The 12,499-nt window shown below is 70.9% G+C and carries 10 protein-coding genes; 3 read left to right on the top strand and 7 right to left on the bottom strand.

What is annotated here, in order from left to right:
• Positions 1–62: 62 nt before the first annotated feature.
• The gene (mqo, locus tag QNA09_RS09115) at positions 63–1,592 is read right to left on the bottom strand and encodes a malate dehydrogenase (quinone) (protein WP_026137715.1); all 1,530 of its coding nucleotides are present in this window, start codon (positions 1,590–1,592) and stop codon (positions 63–65) included.
• Between the two features lie 234 nt (positions 1,593–1,826).
• Here mqo and QNA09_RS09110 point away from each other — a divergent pair, with 234 nt between their 5' ends.
• Both QNA09_RS09110 and mtr read left to right on the top strand, forming a co-directional pair.
• On the top strand, positions 1,827–2,834 hold the full coding sequence (locus tag QNA09_RS09110; RefSeq protein ID WP_026137714.1) for an alpha/beta hydrolase: 1,008 nt from the start codon (positions 1,827–1,829) through the stop codon (positions 2,832–2,834).
• Between the two features lie 31 nt (positions 2,835–2,865).
• The gene (gene mtr / locus QNA09_RS09105) at positions 2,866–4,239 is read left to right on the top strand and encodes a mycothione reductase (protein ID WP_308072430.1); all 1,374 of its coding nucleotides are present in this window, start codon (positions 2,866–2,868) and stop codon (positions 4,237–4,239) included.
• A gap of 58 nt (positions 4,240–4,297) precedes the next feature.
• Here the strand turns inward: mtr and QNA09_RS09100 are convergent, their stop codons facing one another.
• From QNA09_RS09100 to QNA09_RS09090, 3 genes are all read right to left on the bottom strand, one after another.
• Complete coding sequence (locus tag QNA09_RS09100) at positions 4,298–4,864, bottom strand: hypothetical protein (RefSeq protein ID WP_026137713.1); 567 nt, start codon at positions 4,862–4,864, stop codon at positions 4,298–4,300.
• A 48-nt stretch (positions 4,865–4,912) separates the two neighbouring features.
• Complete coding sequence (gene map / locus QNA09_RS09095) at positions 4,913–5,770, bottom strand: type I methionyl aminopeptidase (protein WP_010592724.1); 858 nt, start codon at positions 5,768–5,770, stop codon at positions 4,913–4,915.
• 70 nt (positions 5,771–5,840) lie between these two features.
• The gene (locus tag QNA09_RS09090) at positions 5,841–7,499 is read right to left on the bottom strand and encodes an AMP-binding protein (protein WP_308072427.1); all 1,659 of its coding nucleotides are present in this window, start codon (positions 7,497–7,499) and stop codon (positions 5,841–5,843) included.
• 106 nt (positions 7,500–7,605) lie between these two features.
• On the opposite strand from QNA09_RS09090, the gene QNA09_RS09085 reads away from it, so the two are divergent.
• The gene (locus tag QNA09_RS09085; protein ID WP_010592726.1) at positions 7,606–8,466 is read left to right on the top strand and encodes a LuxR C-terminal-related transcriptional regulator; all 861 of its coding nucleotides are present in this window, start codon (positions 7,606–7,608) and stop codon (positions 8,464–8,466) included.
• Positions 8,467–8,506: 40 nt separating this feature from the next.
• On the opposite strand, the gene QNA09_RS09080 is transcribed toward QNA09_RS09085, so the two are convergent.
• The 3 genes from QNA09_RS09080 to ispG form a co-directional block, all read right to left on the bottom strand.
• Complete coding sequence (locus tag QNA09_RS09080) at positions 8,507–10,348, bottom strand: penicillin-binding transpeptidase domain-containing protein (protein ID WP_010592727.1); 1,842 nt, start codon at positions 10,346–10,348, stop codon at positions 8,507–8,509.
• A gap of 67 nt (positions 10,349–10,415) precedes the next feature.
• Positions 10,416–11,252 carry a GNAT family N-acetyltransferase gene (locus QNA09_RS09075; RefSeq protein ID WP_017680563.1) on the bottom strand — a complete coding sequence of 279 codons (837 nt, stop codon included), beginning with the start codon at positions 11,250–11,252 and terminating at the stop codon, positions 10,416–10,418.
• Between the two features lie 84 nt (positions 11,253–11,336).
• The gene (gene ispG / locus QNA09_RS09070; protein WP_010592729.1) at positions 11,337–12,491 is read right to left on the bottom strand and encodes a flavodoxin-dependent (E)-4-hydroxy-3-methylbut-2-enyl-diphosphate synthase; all 1,155 of its coding nucleotides are present in this window, start codon (positions 12,489–12,491) and stop codon (positions 11,337–11,339) included.
• Between the last annotated feature and the right edge of the window lie 8 nt (positions 12,492–12,499).

The raw sequence follows: 12,499 nt of genomic DNA, 5'->3' as shown, positions 1-12,499 counted from the left end.
ACGAGGGCGGCCCGCGCGGGACCCAGCCGGGTCCCGCGCGGGCCGCCTCGACGACAGGACGGTCAGACCGTCGCCGGCTCCGCCGGGGCGGGGGCGTCGACCGGGGAGGCGACATCGAGCTGCAGGGACTTGGTACCCCAGCGCCAGACCTTGTCGAACAGTGCGGTGTCGTCCGAGAGCTTGACTCCGAGGGACGGCACCATCTCCCGCAGGGTGTCCTGCCATGCCGTCCACCGGTCGGGGAAGCACCGTTCGAGCACGTCGAGCATCGCCGGAACCGCGGTCGAGGCCCCCGGCGACGCGCCGAGCAGGCCGGCGATCGTGCCGTCGCCGGCATTGACCACGGCGGTGCCGAACTCGAGCACTCCGCCCGCGCCCTTGCGGCGGATGACCTGTACCCGCTGGCCGGCGGTGATGAGCTCCCAGTCCGCCATGCGGGCCTGCGGCACGAACTCGCCCAGGGTGCCGATGCGGTCGCGCGGCGACTGCATCAGCTCACCGATCAGGTACTTGGTCAGTCCCATCTCGGTGAGGCCGACGCCGATCATCGACAGCAGGTTGTTCGGCTTGACCGACCCGGGCAGGTCGGTGAACTTGCCGTTCTTGAGGAACTTCGGGGACCAGCCGGCGTAGGGGCCGAACAGCAGGCCCTGCTTGCCGCCGATCACGCGGGTGTCGAGGTGCGGGACCGACATGGGCGGTGCACCCACGGCGGCCTTGCCGTACACCTTGGCGCTGTGCATGGCGATCAGCTCCGGATTGGTGCAGCGCAGGAACTGACCGGAGACGGGGAAGCCGCCGAAGCCCTTGGCCTCCGCGATACCCGACTTCTGCAGCAGGTGCAGCGCGCCACCGCCGGCACCGACGAACACGAACCGGGCGTGCACCTTGCGGGCCTGGCCGGTGCGGCGGTTGCGGACCTTGACGCTCCAGCTTCCGTCGGACTGCTTGTCCAGATCCGTCACGTCGTGGCCGAAGTGCACGGTGCCGCCGGACGCGGCGACGTTGTTCAGCAGCTGCTTGGTGAGGGCGCCGAAGTCGACGTCGGTGCCGTCCTGGGTCCAGTTCAGCGCGATGGGCTCGGAGAAGTCCCGGCCCTGCGCCATCAGCGGCAGCCGTTCCGAGAAGTACTCGGGGCTCTCCGAGTACTCCATGCCGGCGAAGAGCGGGTGCCCGGCCAGCGCGTCGTAGCGGGCACGCAGGTACTTCACGTTGTCGGCGCCGTGGACGAAGCTGACGTGCGGAACGGGATTGATGAAGTTCTTGGGATCGGTGAGGATGCCGTTGTCCACCGCGAACGCCCAGAACTGGCGCGAGACCTGGAATTGCTCGTTGACGTTGATCGCCTTGGTGATGTCCACGCCACCGCCCGGCTTGGCGGGCGTGTAGTTCAGCTCGCACAGCGCCGAGTGGCCGGTGCCCGCGTTGTTCCAGGGATCACTGCTCTCGGCCGCCGCGGCGTCGAGCCGCTCGAAAGCGGTGATGGACCAGTCGGGCTGCAGCCGGCGCAGGATGGCGCCGAGTGTCGCGCTCATGATGCCCGCACCCACGAGCACTACATCGGTCTTGGCCTCTACCACGTTCTCTGACACTGGAGGATCGACTTCCTTGTCTGTTCGCACGCGCCGCTGCGTTCCGCACTGCACCGCGTGAGTGTCCCGTGCACGTCCGTGCTCGTCCGCCGGGTCTCGCTGAACTCACGGATCCCGGCGACGTCGCGGCCGCGCCGACTGCGACGAACAGGTTACCCGCGCGTTGTCCGGCGTTTGTCTTCACCCAATTGTGCCCCCACGACAGGTCCGCGTACCGACCAATACAGTGTGATCGTGACTACTTGGCAGCCCGATATCCTCGGCGACGGATACGAGCAGCTCACGCTGCATCTCGGCCCCGATCCGGACGGCGAGGGCGAGGCCACCGCCACCCTCGTCCGCTACCAGCCGTCCGTCTACCCCGGCGGCGAGTCCGCGCCGGACCGCGCGGTGATCTACGTGCACGGCTTCACCGACTACTTCTTCCAGCAGCACCTCGCCGAGCACTTCGCCGCCCAGGGGTACCGGTTCTTCGCCCTGGACCTGCGCAAGTGCGGGCGCTCGCGGCAACCCGGGCAGACCCCGCACTTCGTCACCGATCTGACCTACTACGACGCCGAACTCGAGGAGGCACTGCGGATCGTCCGCGGTGAGGTCGGCGGCGGGATCCTGCTCGTGGCGCATTCCACGGGCGGGCTGGTCCTGCCGTTGTGGCTCGATCGGATGAACCGCCGACCGGGCGGTACGGGCGGCGCCGGGATCCAGGGCCTGATCCTCAACAGCCCGTGGTTCGACCTGCAGGGACCGTCGATCCTGCGCGGCCTCGGCACCGTCGCGGTCGATGCCGTCGGCCGGGTGCGCAGCCGCGCCGTCATCCCGGGGCAGAGCCTGGACACCTACGGGATGAGTCTGCACAAGGACGCCAACGGCCACTGGGAGTACGACCTGGACTGGAAGCCGCTGGCCGGGTTTCCCGTCACGTTCGGCTGGCTCCGTGCCGTCCGCCGCGGCCACGCGACACTGCACCGCGGCCTCGATGTCGGCGTCCCGTCGCTGATCCTGCGGTCGAAGGACACCCGCTGGGCCCCCGCGTACGACCCCACGGTGGACACCGCCGACGCGGTCCTCGACGTCAAGCAGATCGCCCGGTGGGCCGGATGCCTGGGCGACCGCACGACGATCGTTCCGATCACCGGCGCCCGGCACGATGTGTTCCTCTCCACACCCGACGTGCTCGACGTGGCGTTCCGGGAATTGGATCTGTGGCTGGACTGGTTGGACGGTCACAGCAGATCCCTGTGATCGTCCACGCGAACCTGACAACGGGAGAACAGTGAGTCACTACGACCTGGCCATCATCGGCACCGGCTCCGGAAACTCGATCCTCGACGAGCGATTCGACGGCCGGAAGGTGGCGATCCTCGAGCAGGGCACCTTCGGTGGCACCTGTCTCAACGTCGGCTGCATCCCCACCAAGATGTACGTCTATGCGGCGGAGGTCGCGCAGACCGTGCGCAAGGCCGCGAAGTACGGTGTCGACGCGACGATCGACGGGGTCCGGTGGAGCGACATCGTCGACCGGGTGTTCGGCCGGATCGACCCGATCGCGGCCGGCGGCGACCGCTACCGCACCGAGGACTGCGCGAACGTCACCGTCCACCGCGGGCACGCCCGGTTCGAGGGCGAGCGCACCCTCGACACCGGCACGGGCGAGATCATCACCGCCGACCAGGTCGTCGTCGCAGCGGGCGCGCGTCCGGCGATCCCGCAGGAGGTACTCGACGGCGGGGTCCGCTACTACACCAACGACGACATCATGCGGCTGCCGAAACTGCCGGAATCGCTGGTGATCCTCGGCTCCGGGTTCATCGCGATGGAGTTCGCGCACGTCTTCTCCGCCCTGGGCACCCGGGTGTCGGTGCTCGCCCGCACCGGTCAGTTGCTGCGGCACCTCGACCACGACCTCGCCGAGCACTTCACCGGCCTGGCCACCGACCGGTGGGACGTGCACCTGTCCAACCCCGCGACGGCGTTCCGTCCCGTCGGCGACGGCGTCGAGGTGGAACTGGCCGACGGCACCACCGTCAGCGGCGACGCGCTGCTCGTCGCGGTCGGCCGGACACCCAACGGGGACGCACTCGACGCCGCCGCGGGCGGCATCGCGCTGCACGACGACGGCCGGATCGTCGTCGACGAGTTCCAGCGCACCACCGCGCGCGGGGTCTTCGCGCTCGGCGACGTCTCGTCGCCGCACCAGCTCAAGCACGTCGCCAATCACGAGGCCCGCGTCGTACAGCACAACCTGCTCCACGACGCGTGGGGCGAGGACGTCTCGGTCCTGCGCCGCTCGGACCATCGGTTCGTGCCGTCCGCGGTCTTCACCGACCCGCAGATCGCGACGGTCGGCCTGACCGAGGAACAGGCCCGCGCCCAGGGCTACGACGTCGCGGTGAAGATCCAGTACTACGGCGACGTCGCGTACGGCTGGGCGATGGAGGACACCGAGGGTTTCTGCAAGGTGATCGCCGACCGCACCACGGGCAAGCTGCTCGGCGCGCACATCCTGGGCGCCCAGGCGTCGTCGGTGATCCAGCCGCTGATCCAGGCCATGAGCTTCGGTCTCACCGCCCGGGAGACGGCCACCGGACAGTACTGGATCCACCCGGCCCTGCCGGAACTGGTCGAGAACGCTCTCCTCGGGTTGTGATCGGTGTGTCCTTTGGGCGGCTCCCACCGCCCAAAGGACACACCGGCGGCGAAGCCGCCTACCAGCTGCCGGTGCGCAGGGCGATCGCGCTGGCCAGTTCCGCCGGCGCCTCGGCCGGGATGTTGGCCACTCCGCTCAGTTCGACGACGCGGAACTCCGACAGGACGTACCGCATCGAGGCGTCGGCCTCCGGGCGGCGCGCGGCGCTGCCCACGAGCACGGTGGTGGGCACCTCGGCGGGGGCGGCGTCCGCGTCCCGTACGACGCCCTCGACGTCCGGCACCGCCGGGTGGCCCCGGTCGGCGACCACGAGGCTGGCGAACCGGCCGAACCGGCCCGAGGCGGCCGCCCACGCCAGCTCCGCTCCTGCCCCACTGCCGACGAGGTGCACCCACGGCAACTGCAGGGCGTCGAGCAATGCATGTACGCCCGCGACGTCGAGACCCTCGATGGTCTCCGGTACGAACGTACGCAGATCCGAATGGTGCAGCCGCGCGCACACCGCGTCGTAGACGTCGGCGGATTCCCCGGCGCCGGGCAGCAGCAGCACCGCGTGCCGGCTCTCGGGGCCGTCGATTCGCACGGTGAAGGTGCCGGCCGGGATCGCCACGTCAGTCGGTTCCATGCCGAAGCACGGTACGCGACAAGGCGTTGCGCCCGGCACCCGGCCGCGTCACGGCAGCGTGAGGATATCCGCTCCGCTGTCGGTGACGACGATGGTGTGCTCGAACTGGGCGGTCCACTTGCGGTCCTTGGTGACCACGGTCCAGCCGTCGTCCCAGATCTCGTAGTCCACGGTGCCGAGGTTGATCATCGGCTCGATCGTGAACACCATTCCCGGCTCGAGCACGGTGTCGACGGACGGCTGGTCGTAGTGCAGGATCACCAGCCCGTTGTGGAACGTCTCGCCGATGCCGTGACCGGTGAAGTCACGCACCACCCCGTACCCGAACCGGTTCGCGTACGACTCGATGACCCGGCCGACGACGTTGAGGGCCCGGCCCGGCTTGACCGCCTTGATCGCCCGCATCGTCGCCTCACGGGTCCGTTCGACCAGCAGGCGGTGCTCCTCGGAGACCTCGCCCGCCAGGAACGTGGCATTGGTGTCACCGTGCACTCCCCCGATGTAGGCGGTGACGTCGATGTTGACGATGTCGCCGTCCTCGAGCACCGTCGAATCCGGGATGCCGTGGCAGATCACCTCGTTCAGCGACGTGCAGCACGACTTGGTGAAGCCCTTGTACCCCAGCGTCGAGGGATACGCGCCGTGGTCGCACATGTATTCGTGCGCGATCCGGTCCAGTTCGTCGGTGGTCACGCCCGGCGCGACGGCCTTGCCCGCCTCGGCCAGGGCCTGCGCGGCGATGCGGCCGGCGACCCGCATCTTCTCGATGGTCTCCGGGGTCTGCACCCACGGCTCGTGCCCTTCGTTCGCCGTCGGCTTCCACGCGTACTCCGGTCGCTCGATCCCGTTGGGGACGGCGCGGACGGGTGAGACGGTTCCGGGGACGAGTGCGGTGCGAACAGGCATGGTCACCAGGATAGGCCCCGACCGACGGGGGGCGACGCGGCGCCGGCCGCGCCGCCCCCACGCGGGCGGCTCAGCCCTGGCGCAGGATGTAGCGCTGGATCTTGCCGCTGGGCGTCTTCGGCAGCTGCGGCACGAAGTGCACGGTCCGCGGGTAGGCGTGCGCCGCGAACTTGCGCTTGACCAGCTGCTGCAGCGCCGCCTCGAGCTCGTCGGTGCCGTCGACGCCGTCGCGCAGCACCACGAACGCTTCGAGCACCTCGCCGCGCAGCTGGTCGGGCATGCCGACGACGGCGGCCTCGACGACGTGCTCGTGCATCACCAGCACGCTCTCGACGTCGAACGGGCCGATCCGGTAGCCCGCCATGATGATCACGTCGTCGTCGCGGGCGGAGAAGTAGAAGAAGCCGTCCTCGTCGACCTGTCCGGCGTCGCCGGTGAGGTACCAGCGGCCGTCCTCGGTGAACCGCTGCGCGGTCTTCTCCGGGGCGTCCACGTACCCTGTGAACCACAGCAGGGGGCTGGCGTGGGTGTCGATCGCCACGCGCCCGGGCACGCCGGGGGCGGCGATGTCGTCGGAGTCGTCGGACAGCACGGCGCAGGACCACCCGGGCAGCGGCTTGCCCATCGATCCGGGCCGCACTTCTTCGCGCAGCCCGTCGGCCCACGCGTTGACGACGAACATGCCGTGCTCGGTCTGGCCGTAGTGGTCGCGCACGATCACGCCGAGGGTCTGCTCGGACCATGCCACGACGTCCGGGGTGAGCGGCTCGCCGGCGGACGAGGCGCGCCGCAGCGAGATCGACTCCGGCACGGGCGCCGAGTCCGCCCGCAGGCTGCGGTAGACGGTGGGCGCGGCCGCGAAGTTGGTGACCCCGAACTTTTCCATCACCTGCCAGGTGAGGGCGGCGGAGAACCCGGCGTGCAGCAGCAGGCTGCGCACACCGGCGGCCAGCGGCGCGAGCAGCGCGTAGTAGAGCCCGTACGCCCAGCCGGGATCGGCGGCGTTCCAGAACACGTCGTCCTCACGCACGTCGAGGCCGAAGTCCAGGTAGGCGTGGAACGACGCGAGCGCCCGCACCGGCACCGGCACCCCCTTCGGGGTGCCGGTCGTGCCGGAGGTGAACAGCTGCACGAGCCCGCCGTGCCCACCGACGGCGACCGCGGCGCCGCGCGGATCGTCCGCATCGTGCGAGGCCACCAGGTCGGCGAAGCGGACGCCGATGCCGGCGGTGCCGGCCTCGGCGGGACCGGCAACGACGATCTGCCACGGCGCGTCGGCGGGGATGTCCTCGCCGGGCGCGAGCTTGCCGACCTGGTCCGCGTCGGCGACGACGACCTTCGCCCCGCTGGCCTGCAGCCGGAAGCCGATCGCCGGGGGTGCGAAGGCGGTGAACAACGGCACGTGCACGGCACCGCGACGCCAGATGCCGAGCAGCGCCACCACCAGGTCCGCGGACTTGCCCATCAGGGTGGCGACATGGTCGCCCGGCTCGACGCCGAGATCGGCCAGGGCCGCGGCGAACCGGGAGGACTGCTCACGCAGCTCGCCGAAGGTCAGGTCGGTCGCGGTCAGATCCGCCTCGACCACTGTGAACGCGACGGCGTCCGCGGGATGCCCGTCGCACAGCAGCTGTGCGGCACACGCGTCGGCGGTGTCGTAGCGGTCCAGCAGTTCCCGCACCCGTGCCTCCTGCCCGGAATGCGCACGCGCGGTGGTCTCGGTGGTCATCGAATCCGTCCTCTCGTGAAGCGCCCCGGGGTGAACGTCCCGAGGATCGATTCCTTTATGATCCAAGTCACACGTCCGTCCCGATACCCCCGGAAAGGGGTGACCGATGGCGCCGGCCGGCACCTCGCCTCTCCTTCGTCCCCGCGACAGCGACGCCCTGCGCGGGGAGCTTCGCCGTACCGCGGCCGAGGCCCTGATCCCCGTCGTGTTCGCCGGGGAGGTCCGCGACGGGAACCTGCACCTGACCGAGTTCTTCGGCACCCGCACCAACGCTCTCGAGGGGGTCGTGGTCCCGCCGCGGGCCGGTCTGGGCGGCCTCGTGGTGGACCGGGCCCGGCCGGCGACGGTGCCGGACTACGGCCGGTCGTCGTCGATCACCCACCACTTCGATCGGCCGGTCCTCGGCGAGGGGCTGCGCTCGATCCTCGCGGTGCCGGTGATGGTGAGCGGGGCGGCTCGTGCCGTGCTCTACGGCGCGATCCGGGAGTGTTCACCGCTCGGCGACCGCGCGGTGGGAGCCTTCGTGCAGGCGGCGCGACGGCTCAGCAGCGAGATCGCCGTCCGGGACGAGGTGGACCGGCGGCTGGCGATGCTCGGCTCCCTCGACCGCCCGGCCGAGAGCCCGGTCGCGGCCGCCCAGATCCGGGACGTGCACGCAGAACTGCGCGGTCTCGCCCAGTGCGTCGAGGATGCCGGCCTGCAGCGTAAGCTGCGGGACCTGTCGGACCGGCTGGCCGGGGCGCTCGGCGGCGCGGCACCGCTCCAGAGCGACGTGGTGCTCTCGCCGCGCGAGACCGACGTGCTCGCGCACGTGGCGCTGGGATGCACCAACGCCGAGATCGCCGACCGGCTGTCGGTGGGCCCGGAGACGGTCAAGAGCTACCTGCGCAGCGCGATGGGCAAGCTCGACGCCCACACCCGGCACGAGGCCGTCGTGTCGGCGCGACGCCTGGGGCTGCTGCCCTGACCGGCGGCCGGTGGGCTCTGCCGCGGCGCGGGCGGGCCGGTCAGTAGCCCTCCGGCAGCGCCGCGAACATGTCGCGGGTGACGGCGACGGCGTTGTCGGAGCTGCCGCCGCGCACGACGAGCGTCGCGAAGGCCAGGTCACCGCGATATCCGACGAACCATGCGTGGGAGCCGCCCGCGACCTCGGCCTCACCCGTCTTGCCGTACACCTCGCCCTGGTCGCGAATCCGGTCGGCGGTACCGCTGGTGATCACCAGGCGCATCATGCCGCGCAGGCCGTCGACCATCTCCGGGGTGACCGGCGGCCGGTCGCCGGTGACGACGGTCTCGCGTCCCTGCAGCAGGTAGGGCACGGGTGCGCTGCCGTGCGCGACGGTCGCCGCGGCCAGGGCCATCCCGAACGGGCTGACGACGACCCTGCCCTGACCGAAGCCGTCCTCGGCGCGCTGGACCAGGTCCTCCGCGGGCGGCACCGATCCGGAGAACGTGGGCATGCCCACCACGTCGTACTCGGGTCCGATGCCGAACTGCGCGGCCGCGACGGTGAGGGCGTCGGGCGCCATCTCGGAGGCGAGTTTGGCGAACGAGGTGTTGCACGAGCGCGCGAACGCCGTCGCCATCGGCACGGTGCCGACCGAGAATTCGTTGTAGTTCGGAACACTGCGCTCGCCGATCGTGATCCGGCCCGGGCAGGCCACCATGGTGCCCGGTCCCGCGAGCCCGCTGGAGATGGCGGCACCCGAGGTGATGATCTTGAAGGTGGAGCCGGGCGGGTACTGTCCGGCCAGCGCGACCGGCCCGTCGCGGTCGGCGGCCTTGTTCTGCGCGACGGCGAGGACCGCGCCGGTGGACGCCTCGATCACCACCATCATCGCCTGTTCCGTGCGGGCGTCGACGGCGGCCTGCGCCGCCACCTGGATGGGACGGTCCAGGCTGACGGAGAAGGACGGCGCGGGTTCGGGCGGCGTCTCGGTGAGGACCCCGGTGTCGACACCGTTCTGGTTGACCGCGACGACGCTCCACCCGGCCTTGCCGTCCACCTCGTCGATCACGGTCTTCTTGACCTGGCCGACGAGGTCGGGGGCGAAGGTACGGTCGGTGGCGACGAGATCGGCCTGCTCGGTGATCGTGACCCCGGGCACCGCCGCGAGGGTGTCGGCGACGCGTTCGTAGTCCTCCTCACGCAGCCGCACGACCGAGTAGGCGCCGTCGGCGGCGGTCGCGGTCTCGGCGATCGACTGCGCGGTCAGCGACGGGTCGAACTCGGTCAGCGCCGCCGACAGCGCCCGCGCCGCGGCCCGGACATCGCCCGCCTGCGCCGCATCGAAACCGATTCCGTAGACGATGCCCGGAACGAGCACGTCCGAGCCGGAATGCTCGTTGACGCGGGCACGCGGGGCGGGATTGGTCCGCAGCTGCATCCGCTGCCGGTCCCCGAGCTGGGGATGCAGGTTCGACCGCGTCCAGCGCACCACCCAGTCCTCGCCGCTGCGGCCCATGTTCATCTGCCCGGAGTACCGCCACACGCGCTCGCCGGGCAGGTCCCACTCGTAGACGTAGGTGACGGTCGCGGTGTCCCCGTCGATCCGCACCCCGTCGGTGTCCACCTCGAGACCCTCCGCCTGCAGCCCCGTCCACGTCGCCGCGAGCGCCTCCTCGGCCGAGTCGGGACGATCGGTCAGGGCAGCGGCCGCAGCGAAGTCCCGCTCGGCGAAGTCGGTGAGGAACTCCTGTGCGGCAGGCTCCGGTCCGGCGGGTTTGGGGGTGCATGCCACGACGCCGCCGGCCAATGCGACGGCGGCTGCCAGGATCGGCAGGAGCCGACGCGGTGCCTGGACGAACCGGACGGACGGGACCGGGGCGCAGACGGGTCGAGTTCTCATCGCCGTCATCGTAGGACCGGTGGCACCCGGGATCGGGGAGGCGACACGGCCCGGACGGAGCGGCCCCTCAGTCCAGCAGAACCGTGCAGAAGGTCGCGACCTGCCGGAAGCCGATCCGGGCGTACGCCGCGCGAGCGCGGTGATTGAAGCTGTTGACGTACAGGCTCGGCAGCCGGCCACCGGCGGTGACGGCGGCGGCGACGGCCGCGGTGCCGGTCGAGCCGAGGCCGGCGTCGCGCCTGCCGGGGTCCACCCACACGCCCTGGATCTGCCCCACAGACGAGGACTGGGAGCCGATCTCGGCCTTGAACACCACCCGGCCGTGCTCGAAGCGGGCCCATGCGCGTCCGGTGGCGATCAGGCTCTGCACCCGGCGGCGGTATCCCGCTCCGCCGTCACCCGCGCACGGATCCACACCGACCTCCTCGCGGAACATCGCGATCGCGGCCGGCATGTAGGCGTCGATCTCGTCCGGTCGCACGCGCCGCACCAGCGGGTCGGGGACGACGAGGGGTTCCCGGTCGAGCACCAGCAGCGGTTGCTCGGCCCGCACCTCGCGGGCGGGACCCCATTCCGGCTGCAGGACCTCCCACATCGGCAAGGCGAGTTCGGCACGGCCGACGAGCGACGAGCACAGGCGGGGGCCGCGGGCGGCGCGGTCCGCGAAGGCATGCAGGTCGTCGCGATCGCCGAGCAGCGGGACGAGGTTCGCCCCCGAGAAGCACAGCGACTCGTCGGGTCCGCCCCGGCTCCACATGTCACCGCCGACGGCGCGGGAGTCGAGGCCGTACTCCTCGATCCGGCCGGCCACCATGCACGCCGCCACCGGATCGCGGGCCAGCACCCGCAGCACGTGTGCGGTGTCACGGCCGCCGAGAGACCGGACTCCCAGAAGCTTGAGCACGTCCCACCACCTGTCGACTGCGGATACGCACTCAGACTGCCAGAAGCCGGGGCCGCGCGGGAGTCCTGTGCCCGCCGAACCGGTTCAGCCGACCGAGACCACCGGGTTTCCGGTGCCGGCGTCGCCTTCCATCTCCTCGGCGATGCGCATGGCCTCCTCGATGAGGGTCTCGACGATCTGGGCCTCGGGGACGGTCTTGACGACCTTGCCCTTGACGAAGATCTGGCCCTTGCCGTTGCCGGACGCGACGCCGAGGTCGGCCTCGCGTGCCTCACCGGGGCCGTTGACGACGCAGCCCATGACCGCGACGCGCAGCGGCACCTCCATGCCCTGAAGGCCTGCGGTGACCTCGTCGGCGAGGGTGTAGACGTCGACCTGCGCGCGGCCGCACGACGGGCAGGAGACGATCTCGAGCTTGCGCGGCCGCAGGTTCAGCGACTGCAGGATCTGGGTGCCGACCTTGATCTCCTCGGCGGGCGGCGCCGACAGCGACACCCGGATGGTGTCGCCGATGCCCTCGCTGAGCAGCGCACCGAACGCGACGGCCGACTTGATCGTGCCCTGGAAGGCGGGCCCTGCCTCGGTCACACCCAGATGCAGCGGGTAGTCGCACTGCGCGGCGAGCTGACGGTAGGCCTCGACCATCACGACGGGGTCGTTGTGCTTGACCGAGATCTTGAGGTCGCCGAAGCCGTGCTCCTCGAACAGGCTCGCCTCCCACAGCGCGGACTCGACGAGCGCCTCGGGCGTGGCCTTGCCGTACTTGCTCAGGATGCGCGGATCCAGCGAGCCGGCGTTGACTCCGATACGGATCGGGATGCCCGCGGCGCCGGCGGCTTTGGCGACCTCCTTCACGCGGCCGTCGAACTCCTTGATGTTGCCGGGGTTGACGCGCACGGCGGCGCAGCCGGCGTCGATGGCGGCGAAGATGTAGCGCGGCTGGAAGTGGATGTCCGCGATGACCGGGATCTGGCTCTTCTTCGCGATCGCGGCGAGCGCGTCGGCGTCCTCCTGCCGCGGGCACGCGACCCGGACGATGTCGCAACCGGACGCGGTGAGCTCCGCGATCTGCTGCAACGTCGCGTTGACGTCGTGCGTCTTGGTGGTGCACATCGACTGCACCGACACCGGGTGGTCGCTGCCCACGCCGACGTCGCCGACCATGAGCTGACGGGTCTTGCGCCGGGGCGCGAGGACGGCGGGAACTTCGGGCATGCCCAAACCGACGGGGCTGGTCACGTTTCGCC

Source organism: Rhodococcus sp. AH-ZY2 (assembly GCF_030916465.1).
Lineage (GTDB): Bacteria > Actinomycetota > Actinomycetes > Mycobacteriales > Mycobacteriaceae > Rhodococcus > Rhodococcus ruber.
This window is presented reverse-complemented; position numbering and strand designations above follow the sequence as displayed.